This window comes from Luteimonas sp. TWI382 (genome assembly GCF_039674545.1).
Classification (GTDB): Bacteria; Pseudomonadota; Gammaproteobacteria; order Xanthomonadales; family Xanthomonadaceae; genus Luteimonas.
Map to the genome: position 1 here is coordinate 60,524 of NZ_JBDJNS010000010.1, position 17,725 is coordinate 78,248.

Below are 17,725 nucleotides of genomic sequence, written 5' to 3' on the forward strand. Positions count from 1 at the left end.
GTGTACGCACTCGCCCGACCGCTGCTGTTCCGGCTCGACGCCGAGCGCGCCCACCATCTGACGCTGGCCGCGCTCGATGCCGCGCACCGCGCCGGCCTGTCGTCGATGCTCGGCGGCGCGCCGGCACCGCTGCCGACCGAGGCCTTCGGCCTGCGCTTTCCCAACCCCGTCGGCCTTGCCGCCGGTCTGGACAAGAACGGCGCGCACATCGATGCGCTGTTCGCGCTGGGGTTCGGCTTCGTCGAGATCGGCACCGTGACCCCGCGCCCACAGGACGGCAATCCGAAGCCGCGGATGTTCCGGCTGCCGCAGCATCGCGCGCTGATCAACCGGCTGGGCTTCAACAATGCCGGGGTCGATGCGCTGGTCGCCAATGTCGAACGCGCGCGCCGCAACGGCGTGCTCGGCATCAACATCGGCAAGAACAAGGACACCCCCAACGACGCGGCCGCCAACGACTACCTGGTCTGCCTGGAGCGGGTCTATCCGCTGGCCGACTACGTCACCGTTAACATCTCCTCGCCCAACACCGCGGGCCTGCGCGACCTGCAGGAAGCGCAGGCCCTGCAACGCCTGATCGGGACGCTGCGCGAGGCGCAGGAGCGGCTGGCCGCCCAGCATCGGCGGCGCGTGCCGGTGCTGGTGAAGATCGCCCCCGACCTCGACGACGGCGGCATCGAAGCCGCGGCCCGGGTGTTCGGCGACCTGGCGGTGGATGGCGTCATCGCGACCAACACCACCATCGCGCGCACCGGCGTCGAAGCCGACGCGACCGCCGCGCAGGCCGGCGGCCTGTCCGGCGCGCCGCTGATGGACCGGGCGACCGCGGTGCTGCGCAAGCTGCGCGCGCAGTTGCCCGCGACCCTCCCGCTGATCGGCGTGGGCGGCATCGTCTGCGGCGCCGACGCTGCCACCAAGATCGCCGCTGGCGCGTCGCTGGTCCAGGTCTACTCGGGCCTGGTCTATCGGGGGCCGGCCCTGGTCGGCGAATGCGTGGAGGCGATCCGCGGCCGCCGCGATGCCACCGACCGCAGCCCTGCCCCGGAGCGCTGAGCCGCCGATGCCCGCCCCGTTCGATCTGCGCGAACGCGTCGACCTGCGCACCCGCAACACCTTCGGCGTCCCGGCGCAGGCACGCCGGCTGTTCGAGGTCGGCGACGCCGCGGCGTTGCCGCAGGCGCTGCCCGCGCTCGGCGAGGCGGCGCCGCTGGTGCTGGGCGGCGGCAGCAATCTGCTGTTCGTCGACGATATCGACACGGCGCTGGCGATCGTCGACACCCGCCGGGCCATCGTCGCCGACGACGGCGTCCAGGCGCAGGTCCGCGCCGCTGCGGGCGCGTGCTGGCACGATGTGGTGATGTGGTCGCTGGCCCAAGGCCTGGGCGGCCTGGAAAACCTGGCGCTGATCCCTGGCACCGTGGGCGCGGCGCCGATCCAGAACATCGGCGCCTACGGCGTCGAGGTCGCCGATCGCATCCATGCGGTCGAGGCCTTCGATCGCACACGCGGCGCCCCGGTCGTCCTCGACGCGGCGGCCTGCGGCTTCGGCTACCGCGACAGCGTGTTCAAGCAGATGCCCGACCGTTGGATCGTCACCGCAGTCACCTTTGCGCTCTCGCGCCGTGCCGCGCCGGTGCTCGATTACGCCGGCATCCGCGACGCGCTCGCCGCGCGCGGTGTGGCCGCGCCGACGCCGTCCGATGTCGCCGAGGCCGTGATCGCGATCCGCCGCAGCAAGCTGCCCGACCCGGCCGTGATCGGCAACGCCGGCAGCTTCTTCAAGAACCCGATCGTCGACGCCGCGATCGCCGCAGCGCTGCGTGAGGCGCATCCCGACCTGTCGGTGTTCCCGGTCGATGGCGAGCGCTGCAAGCTTTCGGCTGCGTGGCTGATCGACCGCTGCGGCTGGAAGGGCCACCGCGATGGCGATGCCGGCGTCTCGGCGGGACACGCCCTGGTGCTGGTCAACCACGGCGGCGCGCACGGCCGCGATCTGCTGGCGCTGGCGCGGCGCATCGCCGCGTCGGTGCACGCCCGGTTCGGCGTGGACCTGGCGCCCGAGCCGCGGATCGTGGGAGCGACGTGGTGAGCGGCCTGCCACGACGCTGGCAGCCGACCTCGGCCGCAGGCAAAGCGGCGCTGCTGATGCTGGGCAGTACATCGGCGTTCGCGCTGATGGCGATCACGATCCGCTTCGCGTCGGCGACCGTCCCGACCACCGAGGTCGCGTTCTTCCGCAACTTCTTCGGCCTGCTCGCGCTGTTGCCGATCCTGCTGCATGCCGGCGGCGGCCTCCCGCGCACACGCCATCTCGGCCGCTACCTGGTGCGCACGCTGGTCGGCCTGGGCTCGATGCTGTGCGCGTTCTGGGCGATCGGCCATCTGCCGCTGTCGCAGGCGGTCTCGCTGTCGTATGCCGCGCCGTTGTTTGCGACCATCGCCGCGGTGCTGTGGCTGGGCGAGATCGTGCGCGTGCGGCGCTGGATGGCGGTGTCGGCCGGCTTCATCGGCGTACTGGTGATCCTGCGCCCGGGCGTGGCGTTCTCGGCGCCGATGCTGATCCCGGTACTCGGCGCCCTGCTCGCGGCCCTGGTCGCGATCCAGATGAAGCAGCTGTCGAAGATCGATCCGCCCGACACGATTGTCTTCTACACCTACGTGCTATGGGTGCCGCTGTCGCTGGTGCCGGCGCTGTTCCAGTGGGTATGGCCCGATCCGGTCGCCTGGTTGTGGCTGCTGGCGACGGGCGTGCTCGGCACGCTGGGCCAATGGCTGTGGACACGCGCGCTGCGCCTGGGCGAGGTCTCCGCGCTGCAGCCGATCAGCTTCGTGCAGTTGCCGATCGTGGTCATCTTCGGCTGGTGGCTGTTCGGCGAGACGGTCGACCTGTGGACGATGGCCGGCGCGGCGATCGTGTTCGGCGCCAACGGCTACATCGCCCATCGCGAAGCGGTGCTCGCACGCCGCGCCGCCTCCCAGCGTCCGACCGAGGCGGCCAAGCCCAGCGAGTAGCACGGGCGCCGCGGCAACCGCGCAGCGCCGCGAGGCGCCGCGTCAGACCTCGTCGCGCGCGACCTCACGCAGCTTGCCCTGGTGCAGTTCCATCACCCGGTCGAGCTTGCGCGCCAGTCGGCGGTCGTGGGTCACCAGCACCAGGCTCGTGCGCTGCGCGCGGTTCATCTCCAGCATCAACTCGAACACCGTCGCGGCCGTGCGCTCGTCGAGATTGCCGGTGGGTTCGTCGCCCAGCACGCAGGCCGGCTTGTTGACCAGCGCCCGCGCCACCGCGGCGCGCTGGCGCTCGCCACCCGACAGCTCGCCCGGCTTGTGGCCGAGCCGGTGGCCCAGCCCGACCGTCTCCAGCAGACCGCGCGCACGCGTGGTCGCATCGCTGTCGCTGGCGCCGTTGAGCAGTGCCGGCAGCATCACGTTCTCCAGCGCGGTGAACTCGGGCAGCAGGTGATGGAACTGGTAGACGAAGCCGAGCGCGCGGTTGCGCAGCGTCCCGCGCGCCGCGTTCGACAGCGCGCTCATCTTCTGTCCCGTCACGAACACCTCGCCCGCGCTCGGTACATCCAGCCCGCCGAGCAGGTGCAGCAGCGTGCTCTTGCCGGCGCCCGAAGCACCGAGGATGGCAACGGTCTCGCCGGCGCGGACCGCGAAGTCGAGCCCGTCGAACACCGGCGTATGCAGCTTGCCCTCGGCGTAGGTCTTGCCCAGGCCTTCAGCCGCCAGCACGACGGCATCGGCCGCCGTTTGCGCGTGCTCACTCATAACGCAGCGCCTCCGCCGGGGCGGTGCGCGCCGCGCGCCACGCCGGATACAGGGTGGCCAGGAACGCCATCAACAATGCGATCACGCCGATCATCGTCACGTCGCTGGCCTGCAGGTCGATCGGCAGGCCGGTGACGTAGTAGACGTCTTCGGGCATCAGCACCACGCCGAACAGGCGCTCGAGGGCGCGCAGGATGTGCTCGAGATTGAAGGTCAGCAGCAGGCCGCCGCAGACCCCGAGCACGGTGCCGATCACGCCGATCATCGTGCCCTGCACCATGAACACCTGCATGACCCCGCGCGGGGTCAGGCCGAGCGTGCGCAAGATTGCGATGTCGGCATGTTTGTCGGTGACCAGCATGACCTGCGAGTTCAACAGCGAGAACGCCCCCATCAGGATGATCAGCGACAACAGGATGCCGATCATGGTCTTCTCGAGCTTGAGCGCGCGGAACATGTTCGCGTTCTCCGTGCTCCAGTCGCTGACCCGGTAGACCCCGCCCAGCCTGTGCACCAGGTCGCGGGTGACCTTTTGGGCCAGATCCATGTCGTGCAGTTTCAGGCGCACGCCGGTCACGCCGTCGCCGATGCGCAGCAGCCGCTGCGCGTCCTGCAGGTTGACCACCGCCAGCCGGCGGTCGAAATCCTGGTAGCCGGCCTCGAACAGGCCGCTGACGGTGAAGCGCTTGAGCTGCGGCACCGCGCCCATCGGCGTGACCTGGAAATCGGTGGTCACGATGACACTGTCGCCGACACCGACGCCGAGCCACAGGGCGAGTTCGCGGCCGAGCACGATGTTGAAGCTGCCCGGTTGCAGGTCCGACAGTTGGCCGACGACCATCGAGGTGGACAAGTCGGACACCTGGCCCTCGTCCTCGGGCGAGATCGCACGGACCGCGGCCGGCTCGTTGCGGCGTCCGCGCAGCAGCGCCTGCGTGTCGATGTAGGGCGCCGCGCCGGCCACGCGCGGGTCCTCGCGCGCGACCTCGACCGCACGTGCCCAGTTGTGCAGCGTGTCGCCCTCGGCGCTCACGGTCGCGTGCGCGACCATGCCGAGCATGCGATCGCGGATTTCCTTCTGGAAACCGCTCATCACCGCCAGGGTCGTGATCAGCACGGTGACGCCGATCGCGATCGCGAAGATCGAGGCCAGCGAGATGAAGGAGATGAAGCCGTTGCGCCGTTTCGCCCGGAGATAACGCAGGCCGATGGCGGCAGGGATGGGTCTGAGCATGGGCGTCCGTCGATGGATGCGGGTCGTTGGCGATGGCGCGATCGCCGTGCCCGTCCCGCCGGGCAGCGGCTATGGTGCCACCGATTCCGGTGCGCGTGGCAGTGGACGCATCGCGGCGGCCAGACGCAGTTCACGGCGCTGCGGTGCCGGCAGCGTATCGGGCCACCACAACAGCCTGCGCGTGCGTTGGCCCTCGCGCCAGGTCAGGCGAACGATCGGCCCGCGCCAATGCAGGGAAGGCGCTTCCAGCAGCCGCCCATCGAGCAGCATCCGCCCCGTCGCCTGCACGACGATGCGATGCGGCGGCTGTCGCGCGGTGCGCACGATCGTGCGCAGGCCGCTGGCCAGGACCCAGGCGATACCGAGCCAGGCCATCGGGCCCGGCAGTTCGGACAGCAGCAAGGCGCCACAGGCAGCGAGCGTGAGCAGGCCCAACGCGGCGACCAGCAGGCGCGAGGGCCGCCAGTGCAGCCTGGCCGGCTCAGGGATCGGGTGGCAGCGCCCGGATGGTTTGGACGAGGGCGTCGAGTTGTGCATCGGGCGAACGCTCATGGCCGAGGAACCATTTCCAGAGCCTATCGTCCTCGCATTCGAGCAGCCGTCGGAAAACATCCCGCTCGCTTTCGGAGGATGTCGCCCAACACCGGTCGAGCCAGCGCTCGAACAGCCGGTCGAGCTCGCGCATGCCGCGGCGGCTGCGCCAGCGCAGGCGGCGCAGTTCGGTGGTGTCGTCGTGGTCGGTCACGGGCGTGCGTCCTGTGGACACTCGGCTCGGCGCCCCCATTTCTTTTGAGAGTCCCTATGCCATCCATGGCGTGGCATTGTCGGCGCCGGAAAGGCCGGCCCGCACATCCGTGTGCGGGCGTTCGCGGCTGCGGCCGATGCGGATGCATCGGCTTGGCGCTCATGACGCATCAGGCTTGTGCCATGCCCTCCATGGCGTGACATTGCCGGCTCCGGAGAGACCGGCCCGCACATCCGTGTGCGGGCGTTCGCGGCTGCGGCCGATGCGGATGCATCGGCCAAGCGCAGCCGCTCACCCACGTCGTGCGAGCATGAGTTGCTTGATCTGGCCGATCGCCTTGGCGGGATTCAGCCCCTTGGGGCAGGTCCGCGCGCAGTTCATGATCGTGTGGCAGCGGTAGAGCTTGAACGGGTCTTCCAGATCGTCCAGGCGCGCGCCGGTGTCCTCGTCGCGGCTGTCGATGATCCAGCGATAGGCCTGCAGCAGGATCGCCGGACCCAGGTAGCGTTCGCCGTTCCACCAGTAGCTCGGGCAGCTGGTCGAGCAGCAGGCGCACAGGATGCACTCGTAGAGGCCGTCGAGCTTGTCGCGGTCCTCGGGCGACTGCAGCCGCTCGCGATCCGGCGGCGCTGCGGTCTGGGTGCGGATCCACGGCTGGATCGACGCGTACTGCGCATAGAAGTGCGTGAGGTCGGGCACCAGATCCTTGACCACGCTCATATGCGGCAGCGGGTAGATCGGCACCTCGCTCTTCTTGCAGTCGTCGATCGCGCGCGTGCACGCCAGCGTGTTGGTGCCGTCGATGTTCATCGCGCACGAGCCGCAGATGCCTTCGCGGCACGAGCGACGGAACGTCAGCGTCGGATCGATCTCGTTCTTGATCTTGATCAGCGCGTCCAAGACCATCGGCCCGCACTTGTCGAGGTCGAGCTCGTAGGTGTCGGTGCTGGGGGTCTCGCCGGAATCGGGATTCCAGCGATAGATCTTGAACGTGCGCGTGCGCTTGGCGCCCGGCGCGGCCGGGAAGTGCCGGCCCTTCTTGATCTTGGAGTTCTTCGGGAGCGTGAATTCGGCCATGTGGGGTCTCCCGGCTCAGTAGACGCGTGCTTTGGGGGGCACGACTTCGACTTCGTCGTCGAGCGTGTACATATGCACCGGACGGTAGTCGATCTTGGTGTTGCCGGCCTCGTCCGCCCAGCACAGCGTGTGCTTGTGCCAGTTCTCGTCGTCGCGGTCCGGGTAGTCCTCGTGGGCGTGCGCGCCGCGCGATTCCTTGCGGTTCTCGGCCGAGACGATCGTCACCAGCGCCTGGCCCAGCAGGTTCTCCAGCTCCAACGTCTCGATCAGGTCCGAGTTCCAGACCAGCGAACGGTCGCTGACCTTGACGTCGGCAAACGAGGCGTGGATCTCGCGGATCTTGTCCACGCCCTCTTTGAGCGTCTCGCTGGTACGGAACACCGCCGCGTCGTTCTGCATCGTGCGCTGCATGCGGTCGCGGATCACCGCGGTCGCGGTGTCGCCCTTGGCATTGCGCAGCTTGTCCAGACGCGCCAGCGAATTGTCGCAGGCATCGGCCGGCAGCGGCTTGTGGCGCGCGTCGGGCTTGATCGTCTCCGCGCAGCGGTTGGCCACCGCCCGACCGAACACCACCAGGTCGAGCAGCGAGTTCGAGCCCAGGCGGTTGGCGCCGTGCACCGATACGCAGGCCGCTTCGCCGATCGCGTACAGGCCGGGCACGACCGCATCCGGATTGCCATCCTTCAGCTGCACGACTTCGCCGTGGTAGTTGGTCGGGATGCCGCCCATGTTGTAGTGCACGGTCGGGATGACCGGGATCGGCTGCTTCTCCACGTCGACGCCGGCGAAGATCCGCGCGCTCTCGGCGATGCCGGGCAGCTTCTTGTGGATGTCGGCCGGGTCGAGGTGGGTCAGGTCGAGGTGGATGTGGTCCTTGTGCTCGCCGACGCCGCGACCTTCGCGAATCTCCATCGTCATCGAACGGCTGACCACGTCGCGCGAGGCCAGGTCCTTGGCATTGGGCGCATAGCGCTCCATGAAACGCTCGCCGCTGGCATTGCGCAGGATGCCGCCCTCGCCGCGGACGCCCTCGGTGATCAGGCAGCCCGCGCCGTAGATGCCGGTGGGGTGGAACTGCACAAACTCCATGTCCTGCAGGCCGAGCCCGGCGCGCAGCGCCATGCCGCCGCCGTCGCCGGTGCAGGTGTGCGCGGAGGTTGCCGAGAAGTAGGCGCGGCCGTAGCCGCCGGTCGCCAGCACCACGCCCTGGGCGCGGAACAGGTGCAACGTGCCCTCGGCCATGTCGAGTGCGAGCACGCCGCGGCAGGCGCCCTCCTCGTCCATGATCAGGTCAAGCGCGAAATACTCCACGAAGAAGCGCGCATCGTGCTTGAGCGACTGCTGGTAGAGCGTGTGCAGGATCGCGTGGCCGGTGCGGTCGGCGGCCGCGCAGGTGCGCTGGGCGATGCCCTGGCCGTAATGCGTGGTCATGCCGCCGAACGGCCGCTGGTAGATCTTGCCTTCCTGGGTGCGCGAGAACGGCACGCCCTGGTGCTCGAGCTCGATGATCGCCGGGATCGCCTCACGGCACATGTACTGGATGGCGTCCTGATCGCCCAGCCAGTCCGAGCCCTTGATGGTGTCGTAGAAGTGGAAGCGCCAATCGTCCTCGCCCATGTTGCCGAGCGCGGCCGAGATACCGCCCTGGGCGGCGACGGTGTGCGAGCGGGTCGGGAAGACCTTGGTCAGGCACGCGGTCTGCAGGCCCTTGTGGGCCAGGCCGAAGGTCGCGCGCAGGCCGGCGCCGCCGGCGCCGACGACGATCATGTCGTACTTGTGTTCGGTAATCGGGTAAGCGGTCATCACGGACTCAGGCAGTGAAGGCGATGCGGGCGATCGCGTACAGCGAGGCGATGGCGCCCAGCCCGCAGAGGAAGGTCACGAGCAGCTGGAGGGCCAGCTCGAAGGACCGCTTGTGCACATAGTCCTCGATCACGACCTGCAGGCCGAGCTTGGCGTGCCAGAACAGCGTGACCAGGAAGATCGAGAACAGGATCGCGTTCCACGGCCGGGCGATGATCGCGCGTGCGGTGTCCAACTCCGCGCCGACCAGCGACAGCAGCGTCAGCACGAACCAGACGACCAGCGGCACCAGGATGATCGCGGTGACCCGCTGCTTCCAGAAGTGCGTCGTGCCCGACTTGCCCGAGCCCAGGCCCTGGGCCCGCTTGACCGGCGTGCGCAGCGGCACTGCGCGCGAGGTCTCTCCACCACCACCGCTCATGCCGCACCCCGCAGGCCGAAGAACCAGATGATGCCGGTGATCAGAAAGCCGACCACGAACACCGCGTAGCCCGAGGCATAGGCCTTGGGAATCTCGAAGCCCCAGCCCGCATCCCACAGCAGGTGGCGGATGCCGTTGAGCAGGTGGTAGATCAGCGCCAGCGTGAAGCCGAACAGGAAGATCAGCCCCATCGGCGAGGCCCACTGCCGGGAGGCGAACTCGTAGGCTTCGCCGCCCGCGGCGATGGACATCAGCCACCACACCAGGGAAATGCCACCGACCGCCAGCGAAATGCCGGTGATGCGGTGAAGGATGGACATGGTCGACGTCATCTGCGGTCGATAGACCTGCAGATGCGGCGACAGAGGACGGTTGGAATGTGCCATCGCTGGCTGGTCTCCTCGCTGGCGGCGTCGCACCGCGTGGCTGGTGGTACACAGGGCCGCTATCGCCAACGCGATGCGGCGGCGATCAGAAATCGATGCAGCGGCCGTTCTTTTCCCAGTCGCCGTAACGGGTGGGATCGAGGCCATCACGGCCCCCGATCTCGACCGCTGGCTCCGGCTCGGGTGCCGGAACGGGCGTGACCGCCGGTTCCGACCGCGGCGTTGCCGCGTCGTCGCCTATGATGTCCGGGGTGATCATCCGTTCAATTTTAGTTCCCACACCCATGGTAAACAAGCCACATCCCCTGCCCGACGCGGATTTCGCCCTCTCCGGCCTGCACGTGCTGCGGCTATCGGGCCGCGATGCACTCGCATTCGCCCAGGCCCAATTCATGAACGACGTGTCCGCGCTCGCCGACGGCCAGTGGCAATGGAGCGGCTGGCTGACGCCCAAGGGCCGCCTCGTCGCCCTGTTCGCGCTGCTGCGCCGCGACGCGCAGACGCTCGATGTCGTCCTGCACGACGCCGACCCCGCCACGTTCGCCGATGCGCTGAAACGATTCGTGTTCCGCAGCAAGGTCGCGATCGCGATGGCGGGCACTGCGGCCACAGGCCGGTTCGCCGCCCCGTCGGCCGCACGCGGCGCCCAGGCCGCATTCGATGGCCAGACGGCGGAGTTGGACCTGGGCGTGCCGTCGCAGCCACGCACCTTGCGCCTGCAGCCGATCGAGTCGGACACGGCCACGACACCCGAACCTGATGCCGCGTTCCAGAGCGAAGCCGATGCGCGGTGGCGTGCAATCGACCTGGCACACGGGCTGCCGCGGCTGGCCGCCAGCGAGTTCGATCGCTGGACGCCGCAGCAACTCTCGCTCGACCGCCTGCAGGCCTACAGCGTCAAGAAGGGCTGCTACCCGGGTCAGGAGATCGTGGCGCGGACGCATTTCCTGGGCCAGAGCAAGCGCGGCCTGGTCGCGCTGCAGGGGGCCGATGCCGCACAGACCGGCCAGGACGTCGCCGCCGATGGCGCGCCGGTCGGTCGGCTCGTCGCGGTCTCGACGCAGGTCCAGCTTGCGGTGCTGCCACTGGATCTGGGACCTGCGTCACTGGCCCTCGATACACATCCAGTGACGGCCGTACCACTGTGCGAAGGCTTGGCGCGCTGAGCGTCTGCCTGTCTTTTTAGCGTCTATCAGCTTACAAGTGCGACGCACTGAGACGAAGGGAGCTGTCTTTTCCGTCTGAAGTCAGAGTGAAGCAGCGGACTGGCGGCCGGTGGCCGCGTCAAGCGCGCCATGGATGAGCCAGCTCTGCCTGCGCGGCATGCCGCGCGAGCGAGCGAACGCCCGGCGCGCTGCGCCGGGCCGGACCGATCCGCGAAGCGGAGCGGGCGCGCACCCGAGTCAGGACAGGGTGAGCATGGATGGCTTGCGCGGCATGCCGCGCAGCCATGCGAACGCCGCGCGTGCTTCGCGTGGCCGGACCGCGAGCGGCCCTGACCGAGGGAAGAGCGGCTTCCGGCTGACAGGCCGCTGCCTATCCGAAGTGGGATTCCCGTCTCGCACATTGGAGAAGCCTTCCCCTTTTCATGCCCGACGCGGCTGCTATGCTCGGCCGCTGACAGGGCGCGCAAGCGCTGGGGAATGTCGAGGCAGTCGCCGGACCGGCTGCGGTCCGGTGGCAGGGGAACTGGAAAGCTCAAAGGGAATGTCATGAAGCGCACTCGCTTGTCCGCGGCCTTCGCCGCGTCCGTTGTTTCGCTCGCATTGGCGGCCTGCTCGTCCACACCCGAGACGCAGGCGCCGGCACCGCAGTCGCCCGCGCCGTCGAGCGCCTTCATCGAGAAGCTCGACGCCGATGGCCTGTTCGCGTTCGGCAAGGCCGGCATCGGCGACCTCAGCCCCGACGGGCGCGCCGCACTCGACGCAATCGCCGCCCGGCTCTCGGGCAGCGCGCACCGGCTGGACATCGTCCACGTCATCGGCCACAGCGACCGCATCGGCAACGCCAAGGGCAACCTGCGGCTGTCCAACCAGCGGGCCGAAGCGGTGCGCGCGTATCTGGTCGAGCACGGCGTGCCTGCCGACCGGATCACGGCAGTCGGGCGCGGCGACGTGGAGCCGGTGGTCGAGTGCCGCAGCGAGCGCGGCCAGGCATTGATCGCCTGCCTGGCACCGAACCGCCGCGTCGAGGTCCGGGCCCGCTTCACCGATTGACCGGACCTGCACCGCCACGAAGGGTCGGCGCACCGCGCCGGCCCTTCATCGTTTCAGGCCATGGCCGTCGCGGCGGCGACGATGTCGGCCTCCGACGGGATCACCAGGAACGCGGCGCCGGCCAGCGGCGTGAACGTATCGGCCCCGACCACCCGGCGCAGCGGCCGGTCGCCGAAGCCCGCCTCGGTGATCGCGGTCACGATGCCCTCGCCCACGCCGGCGCTGCGCCGCCCCTCGTCGACCACCAGCACCCGATCGCATTCGGCCACGTGCCGTGCGATCGCGCCTTCGTTGAGCGGCAACAGCCAGCGCAGGTCGACCACGCGCACGCGCCAGCCACGCTCGGCCTCGATCGTGCGCGCCGCGCGCAGGCTCATCGGCACGCCGTTGCCGAACGTCAGCACCAGCAGATCGGTCGCCTCGGGCGCATACACCCGTTCCTCGCCGAAGGCCATCGCCTGGTCCGGCGGCGGATACGCGGTCAGCCAGCCGCCATCACCGGGTTCGTAGAGGTCCTTGGTCATGTACAGCGCGATCGGTTCGAGGAACGCACAGACCCGGCCGTCGACCGTCGCCAGCGCGGCCAGCGTGCGCAGCATGGTCGCCGCGTCGTCGCCGCGCGACGGGCAGCCGACGACGAGGCCCGGGATGTCGCGCAGCGCGGTGATCGAGTTGTCGTTGTGGAAGTGGCCGCCGAAGCCACGCTGGTAGCCCAGCGAGGCGATGCGCATGACCATCGGGTTGCGGTACTGGCCGTTGCTGAAGAACTGCAGGCTCGCCGCCTCGCCGCGGATCTGGTCGCCGGCATTGTGGAAGTACGCCAGATACTGGATCTCGGGCAGCGGCAGCAGCCCCATGTTGGCGTAGCCCTGCGCCAGCCCGAGCACGATTGTCTCGTCGAGCAGCGTGTTGAACACCCGGCGCGGGCCGAAGGCCTTCTGCAGGCCCTTGGTGACGGTGTACACGCCGCCCTTCTGCGCCACGTCCTCGCCGAACAGCAGCGCTTGGGGATACTTGGCGAACAGGTCGTGCAGCGCCTGGTTGATCTGGATCGCCAGGTGCCGCGGCGGCTGCGCTTCGGGCAGCTTGGCCTCGCCGCCGAACACCGCTGCACGCCCGGCGGCGTGCGCGTAGCGCGTGGCCTCGGCCTGGACCTGGGCCGGCGAATACGGCGCCAGCGGCTGCATGACCTCGGCCAGGGTCTCCAGCCGCGGCCGGCTGTCGGCATCGTGCGCAGCGGCGAAGCAGCGCGCGCGCGTGTCCTCGTACAGCGCCAGCAATGCGTCGGCACTCATCAGCCCGGACTCGAGCGCGATCGCCGCCGAACGCAGCAAGGGATCGGTCGCCTCGACCGCGCACAGTTCCTCGAGCGACCGCCACTCGATTTCGAAGTCGGTGCCGGCGTGGCCCATGATCCGGGTCGTGCGCAGGTGCAGGAAGGTGGGCCGGCGCGTGCGCCGGCAATGCGCGACCGCGCGCTCGACCTCGCCGTAGCCCACGGCCAGGTCCAGGCCGTCGGCGGCGAAGTAATCCAGATCGGGGCGCTGGGCGAAATTGCGCGCGATCCAGCCGTCGGGCGTCTTGACCGAGATGCCGATGCCGTTGTCCTCGCAGACGAACAGCACCGGCGCCGGGAGCTTCTGGTAGGCGGTCCAGGCGGCGGCGTTGAAGGCGGTCTGCGCGGTCGCGTGGTTGCTCGAGGCGTCGCCGAACGAGCACACGACGATGCTGTCGTCGGGCACCGGAAGCGCATGGCCGATGCGCCGTGCCTGCTCGATCGCGACCGCGGTACCGAAGGCCTTGGGCAGATGCGAGGCGATGGTCGAGGTCTGCGGCAGCACCCACAGCGGCTTGCTGCCCCAAACCTTGTGGCGGCCGCCGCTGGCCGGATCTTCGCGGCTGGCCGCGAACGACAGCGCCGAATCCATCACCGGGTCCATGCCGGGCAGCTTGCGGAAGCGCTCGGCCATGAAGCCGCCGCTGCGATAGTGCAGGAACGCCGGATCGGTATGCCGAGTCAGGCGCGCGACCATCGCGTTGCCTTCGTGACCGCTGGACCCGATCGTGTAGAAGACCTTGTTCTGCACGCGCAGCACGCGCGCCATCAGGTCCAGATGCCGGCTGATCAACTGTGACTCGAGCAGTTCGACAAACCCGCGCGCATCCAGCGCGCTGCCGGGCAGCACCGCATCGGCATCGGCCGGGCGGGTCCGCACCGGGCCGCGCCAGTCACGGACGAACTGCTGGAAGTTCGCGTCGCAGATCTCGGCGCGGTTGAGGCCCTTCATGCGGGCGGGAATCGGGTTGGGGACGGTGGCGAACATGCAGTCGGGGCCTGCTAATGGGAAGCCGCGATCAGCGCGGCGTGTTCGGGCGCGGGCGCCGGCATCGCAACGAACCGCGGCGTCGCGCGCACGCGATCCAGCCAGTCGCACAGCGCCGGGTACGGCGACAGGTCGAATCCCCCGTCGCCGGCCGCATCGGTGTAGGGGAATAGCGCGATGTCCGCGATGCCATAGCGCGGACCGGTGAACCAGGGACGCGCCGACAGGTGCGTCTCCATGACCGCCAACGCCTGCGCGCCGCGCGCATGCAGGCGCGGCAGTTCGGCACGGCGCGGCGAATCGAGCGGCGTCCAGCCCCGGATGAAACGGGCGACGGCCAGACAGGGCTCGTGGCTGTACTGCTCGAAGAACATCCACGACAGCGCCTGTGCGCGTTGCCACGCATCGTCGGGCAGAAACTCGCTGCCCTCCGCCAGCCAGTGCAGGATCGCGTTCGACTCCACCAGCACGCGGCCGTCGTCGAGCTCGAGCATCGGCACCTTGCCGTTGGGGTTCTTGGCGAGGTAGTCCGGGGTGCGGGTCGCACCGCGACTGCTGTCGATCTCGATCCAGCGATACGGGCGGCCGCGCTGTTCGAGCAACAGCCGCAGCTTGTGGCAATTGCCGGACGGCGAGTAGCCGTGGATCGTGGTCATGCGAAGCGCTGTCGGTGCTCGCGCCATTGCGCGCGTGTCTGGCCCCAGATGTCGATGGGGTGGTCCTCGAATGGTGCCGGCAGCCGACCGGGGCGCAGCCGGGTCGATCCCAGTCGTCGGGCGACCTGCTGGGACGCGATGTTCGCTGGATCGATGCAGTGGATGATCTCGTCCCAGTGCAGCGCCGAGAACGCCCAGTCGATGGCCGCCACGGCCGCTTCCACCGCATAACCCTTGCCCCAGGCATCGGGATGGAACGCGTAGCCGATCTCGTTGCCCGGCCAGCCCTCCGGGCGCCAGGGCCCGAGTTGGCCCAGCCAGCGTCCGTCGGCGCGCTCGACGACCGAAAACATGCCGAAGCCCTGCAGCAGCCAGGCGCCGGGCTGCTGCAGGAACTTGCGCCAGGCCGCCGCGCGCGGCTGGCACCCGCCGATGTAGCGCGCCGCAGTCTCGTCGGCCAACAGTTCGGCGTACCGATCGAAATCCTCGGCCTTGGGCAGACGCAGGATCAGACGTTCGGTTTCGAGGATCGGCGAGGCAGCGGACGACGACATCGTGGGCATCCTTGGAGGGTCAGAGACTGCCGGCCTTCTCGATCACGAGGATGCGCGCCTCGCCGATCGGATGGGCGACATGCGCATCGCCCTGCCCGGCATGGAACAGGTCGCCGGCCTCGAGCACGACTGCGTGTTCGGCCTCGCCCTGGCGATAGCGCATCTCCACGCGGCCGTCGAGCACGGCGAAGACTTCCTCGCCATCATTGACGTGCCACTGGTACGGACGATCGGTCCAGTGCAGACGGACGGTGGCGCCCTCGATGGCGGCGACATCCAGTGCGCCCCACGCCCTGTCGGCGGTGAACTCGCGAGACCGGATCGTGCGCATGGTCAGAACGCGTTGATGCCGGTCAGTTCGCGCCCCACGACCAGTTGATGCACGGTCTCGGTGCCTTCGTAGGTGATGACCGACTCGAGGTTGAGCGCATGGCGGATCGGCGAATGCTCGGTCGTGATGCCGGCGCCGCCCAACAGATCGCGCGCTTCACGCGCGATGTCGATCGCCATGCGGCAGTTGTTCCACTTCGCCAGCGAGACCTGGGTCGGCTGCATCGTGCCGGCATCCTTCAGGCGTCCGAGTTGCAGCGAGAGCAGTTGCGCGCTGGTGATCCGGCGTGCCCAGTCGGCAAGCTTGATCTGCGCGCTCTGCGTCGCGGCCACCGGGCGGTCGAACAGAATGCGTTCCTTGGAGTAGCCCAGTGCCTCGTCCAGGCACGCGATCGCCGCGCCGATCGGGCCCCAGGTAATGCCGTAGCGCGCCTGGGTCAGGCAGCCCAGCGGGCCCTTGAGTCCCTTGACGTTGGGCAGGCGGTTGGCCTCGGGCACGCGCACGTCGTCGAAGTACAGCGCGCTGGTGACCGAGGCGCGCAGGCTCATCTTGTGCTTGATCTCCTGGGCGGAGAAGCCGGCGAAGGCCTTCTCCACGATGAAGCCCTGGATGCCGTCGTCGGTCTTGGCCCAGACGATCGCGATGTCGGCCAGGTTGCCGTTGGTGATCCACATCTTGGCGCCGTTGAGGACCCAGTCGCCGCCGTCGCGGCGCGCATGGGTCTTCATGTTCGCCGGGTCCGAGCCACCGTGGGGCTCGGTCAGGCCGAAGCAGCCGATGACCCGGCCGGCGGCCATGTCGGGCAGCCAACGGCGGCGCTGTTCCTCGCTGCCGTAGGCAAAGATCGGATACATGCACAGCGACGACTGTACGCTGGCGAAGCTGCGCAGGCCGCTGTCGCCGCGCTCGAGTTCCTGGCAGATCAGGCCGTAGCTGACCGCGTTGAGGCCGGCGCAGCCGTACTCGGTCGGCAGCGTGGCGCCCAGCAGGCCGAGCTCGGCCATTTCGGGGATCAGCTCGGTCGGAAACCGCGCCTCGTCGAAGCAACCGCCGATGATCGGCAGCACGCGCTCGTCGGTGAAGCGGGCGACGGCGTCCTGGACCGCGCGCTCGTCTTCATCGAGCAGCGAGCGCACGTCGTACAGATCATAGGGATGCAGGGCCATGGCGGTCCGGTCTGGGCGGGATGCCGGCCATTGTAGCGATCCGCGCGCCCGCGGCGTCGCCCCCCCGGACGCAAAAAGGCCGGCGATGCGCCGGCCTTCCTGCAAGACAGCGAGGTTGCGGTGCTCAGCCGCGCTCGGGCGCGCCGTCGAGCGCTGCGGTCATCACCCGGCCGTTGAGTACCGGCAGGCGCTCGCCTGGAGCTTCGCGCATGCGCAGCGTGTGCTCGGTGCCCTCGTAGCGATAGGTGACGTCGTAGCCGACCGTCTTCTCTTCGTCACCCAGCAGGATCCGGTTGCCCGGCTTGCTGTCGGTGCGCATCGACCCGGTGGTGCCGTCGGGATTGCGGTAGGTCACGTTGTAGGCGACTACGCGCGAGGACTGCGACGAGTCCTGCACGGTGCGGCACTGGCGGTCGACGCGCTCGACGACGCGGCCGCCGACATGGTTGCGGTCGATCCGGTTGCCGATGAAGCCACCGGCGGTCGCGCCGGCCGCGGTCGCGAGCTTGCGGCCGTTGCCGCCGCCCACCTGGTTGCCGACCAGACCGCCGACCAGCGCACCGACCACGGTGCCCCCCACGTTGCCGTCGCGCTCGGGCAGGCGCTCCTGGACCACCACGTCCTCGCACACCTCACGCGGCGAGGTCGACGTCATCGTCTCGCGGATCGGCTCGCTGCCCAGCACAGTGGCGTAGACCTGCTCGGTTTCGGTGACCGGGCGGGTCGCGACGACGTCGGCATAGTCGAGCTTATCCTCCACGCGCGGGACCTCAACGCCCGCAGCGGCATCGCCTGCGACGGAGGTGCCCGCGCCGTCGCGGCTGTTGTGGTACGCGCCGACGGCCACGCCGCCTACCAGCAGAGACGCCAGCGCAATCGCGATCGTGTTGCTTTTCATTGGGATCTCCTTGCGGCCATCGGCCTGTACGTCGTGACCGTGATTGCACCATTGCCAAGCTGAACAGGCACACGAACACCACCCGCTCAGGCTGACCCGGCGCTAAACCGCGACGTGCGCACGCCGTGCTAGCGTGTGTC

The 17,725-nt window shown here is 69.2% G+C and carries 20 protein-coding genes; 5 read left to right on the top strand and 15 right to left on the bottom strand.

What is annotated here, in order from left to right:
* From ABE505_RS08680 to ABE505_RS08690, 3 genes are read left to right on the top strand one after another with little or no spacing between them, the layout of a single operon-like run.
* Complete coding sequence (locus ABE505_RS08680; protein ID WP_346444104.1) at positions 1 to 1,053, top strand: quinone-dependent dihydroorotate dehydrogenase; 1,053 nt, start codon at positions 1 to 3, stop codon at positions 1,051 to 1,053.
* A gap of 7 nt (positions 1,054 to 1,060) precedes the next feature.
* Positions 1,061 to 2,089 carry a UDP-N-acetylmuramate dehydrogenase gene (gene murB, locus ABE505_RS08685; protein ID WP_346444102.1) on the top strand — a complete coding sequence of 343 codons (1,029 nt, stop codon included), beginning with the start codon at positions 1,061 to 1,063 and terminating at the stop codon, positions 2,087 to 2,089.
* A 5-nt stretch (positions 2,090 to 2,094) separates the two neighbouring features.
* Positions 2,095 to 3,012: a DMT family transporter gene (locus ABE505_RS08690; RefSeq protein ID WP_346444182.1), complete on the top strand. Its 918-nt coding sequence runs from the start codon at positions 2,095 to 2,097 to the stop codon at positions 3,010 to 3,012.
* Positions 3,013 to 3,054: 42 nt separating this feature from the next.
* On the opposite strand, the gene lolD is transcribed toward ABE505_RS08690, so the two are convergent.
* The 9 genes from lolD to ABE505_RS08735 all read right to left on the bottom strand — a co-directional run bounded on the left by lolD (position 3,055) and on the right by ABE505_RS08735 (position 9,699).
* Complete coding sequence (gene lolD / locus ABE505_RS08695) at positions 3,055 to 3,774, bottom strand: lipoprotein-releasing ABC transporter ATP-binding protein LolD (RefSeq protein ID WP_346444100.1); 720 nt, start codon at positions 3,772 to 3,774, stop codon at positions 3,055 to 3,057.
* Entirely contained in the window at positions 3,767 to 5,008 is a 1,242-nt protein-coding gene (locus ABE505_RS08700) for a lipoprotein-releasing ABC transporter permease subunit (RefSeq protein ID WP_346444099.1), read from the bottom strand. Before ABE505_RS08700 ends, lolD begins: the two co-directional genes overlap by 8 nt.
* A gap of 69 nt (positions 5,009 to 5,077) precedes the next feature.
* Complete coding sequence (locus ABE505_RS08705; protein ID WP_346444098.1) at positions 5,078 to 5,560, bottom strand: hypothetical protein; 483 nt, start codon at positions 5,558 to 5,560, stop codon at positions 5,078 to 5,080.
* Positions 5,490 to 5,693, bottom strand: coding sequence for a succinate dehydrogenase assembly factor 2 (locus ABE505_RS08710; protein ID WP_346444181.1), 204 nt, complete (start codon positions 5,691 to 5,693; stop codon positions 5,490 to 5,492). Before ABE505_RS08710 ends, ABE505_RS08705 begins: the two co-directional genes overlap by 71 nt.
* Positions 5,694 to 6,044: 351 nt before the next feature.
* Positions 6,045 to 6,830: a succinate dehydrogenase iron-sulfur subunit gene (locus ABE505_RS08715; RefSeq protein ID WP_346444096.1), complete on the bottom strand. Its 786-nt coding sequence runs from the start codon at positions 6,828 to 6,830 to the stop codon at positions 6,045 to 6,047.
* Between the two features lie 15 nt (positions 6,831 to 6,845).
* The gene (sdhA, locus tag ABE505_RS08720; protein WP_346444094.1) at positions 6,846 to 8,633 is read right to left on the bottom strand and encodes a succinate dehydrogenase flavoprotein subunit; all 1,788 of its coding nucleotides are present in this window, start codon (positions 8,631 to 8,633) and stop codon (positions 6,846 to 6,848) included.
* Positions 8,634 to 8,640: 7 nt separating this feature from the next.
* Positions 8,641 to 9,054: a succinate dehydrogenase, hydrophobic membrane anchor protein gene (gene sdhD / locus ABE505_RS08725; RefSeq protein ID WP_183425399.1), complete on the bottom strand. Its 414-nt coding sequence runs from the start codon at positions 9,052 to 9,054 to the stop codon at positions 8,641 to 8,643.
* The gene (gene sdhC / locus ABE505_RS08730; RefSeq protein ID WP_346444092.1) at positions 9,051 to 9,440 is read right to left on the bottom strand and encodes a succinate dehydrogenase, cytochrome b556 subunit; all 390 of its coding nucleotides are present in this window, start codon (positions 9,438 to 9,440) and stop codon (positions 9,051 to 9,053) included. Before sdhC ends, sdhD begins: the two co-directional genes overlap by 4 nt.
* A gap of 85 nt (positions 9,441 to 9,525) precedes the next feature.
* Positions 9,526 to 9,699 (bottom strand): DUF1674 domain-containing protein, encoded by a 174-nt coding sequence (locus ABE505_RS08735; RefSeq protein ID WP_346444091.1) that lies wholly within the window; start codon positions 9,697 to 9,699, stop codon positions 9,526 to 9,528.
* Between the two features lie 25 nt (positions 9,700 to 9,724).
* Here ABE505_RS08735 and ABE505_RS08740 point away from each other — a divergent pair, with 25 nt between their 5' ends.
* Complete coding sequence (locus ABE505_RS08740; RefSeq protein ID WP_346444089.1) at positions 9,725 to 10,606, top strand: folate-binding protein; 882 nt, start codon at positions 9,725 to 9,727, stop codon at positions 10,604 to 10,606.
* A 546-nt stretch (positions 10,607 to 11,152) separates the two neighbouring features.
* Positions 11,153 to 11,656, top strand: coding sequence for an OmpA family protein (locus tag ABE505_RS08745; RefSeq protein ID WP_346444087.1), 504 nt, complete (start codon positions 11,153 to 11,155; stop codon positions 11,654 to 11,656).
* Between the two features lie 53 nt (positions 11,657 to 11,709).
* Here ABE505_RS08745 and ABE505_RS08750 read toward each other — a convergent pair whose 3' ends face one another.
* The 6 genes from ABE505_RS08750 to ABE505_RS08775 all read right to left on the bottom strand — a co-directional run bounded on the left by ABE505_RS08750 (position 11,710) and on the right by ABE505_RS08775 (position 17,585).
* Positions 11,710 to 13,980 carry a thiamine pyrophosphate-dependent enzyme gene (locus tag ABE505_RS08750; protein ID WP_346444086.1) on the bottom strand — a complete coding sequence of 757 codons (2,271 nt, stop codon included), beginning with the start codon at positions 13,978 to 13,980 and terminating at the stop codon, positions 11,710 to 11,712.
* A 14-nt stretch (positions 13,981 to 13,994) separates the two neighbouring features.
* On the bottom strand, positions 13,995 to 14,636 hold the full coding sequence (locus ABE505_RS08755) for a glutathione S-transferase family protein (protein ID WP_346444084.1): 642 nt from the start codon (positions 14,634 to 14,636) through the stop codon (positions 13,995 to 13,997).
* Positions 14,633 to 15,190, bottom strand: a complete 558-nt coding sequence (locus tag ABE505_RS08760; RefSeq protein WP_346444082.1) for a GNAT family N-acetyltransferase — start codon at positions 15,188 to 15,190, stop codon at positions 14,633 to 14,635. Before ABE505_RS08760 ends, ABE505_RS08755 begins: the two co-directional genes overlap by 4 nt.
* A gap of 19 nt (positions 15,191 to 15,209) precedes the next feature.
* Positions 15,210 to 15,521, bottom strand: a complete 312-nt coding sequence (locus tag ABE505_RS08765; RefSeq protein ID WP_346444081.1) for a cupin domain-containing protein — start codon at positions 15,519 to 15,521, stop codon at positions 15,210 to 15,212.
* 2 nt (positions 15,522 to 15,523) lie between these two features.
* Complete coding sequence (locus ABE505_RS08770) at positions 15,524 to 16,687, bottom strand: acyl-CoA dehydrogenase family protein (RefSeq protein WP_346444079.1); 1,164 nt, start codon at positions 16,685 to 16,687, stop codon at positions 15,524 to 15,526.
* Positions 16,688 to 16,811: 124 nt separating this feature from the next.
* Positions 16,812 to 17,585 (bottom strand): glycine zipper 2TM domain-containing protein, encoded by a 774-nt coding sequence (locus ABE505_RS08775; RefSeq protein ID WP_346444077.1) that lies wholly within the window; start codon positions 17,583 to 17,585, stop codon positions 16,812 to 16,814.
* Positions 17,586 to 17,725 lie beyond the last annotated feature (140 nt).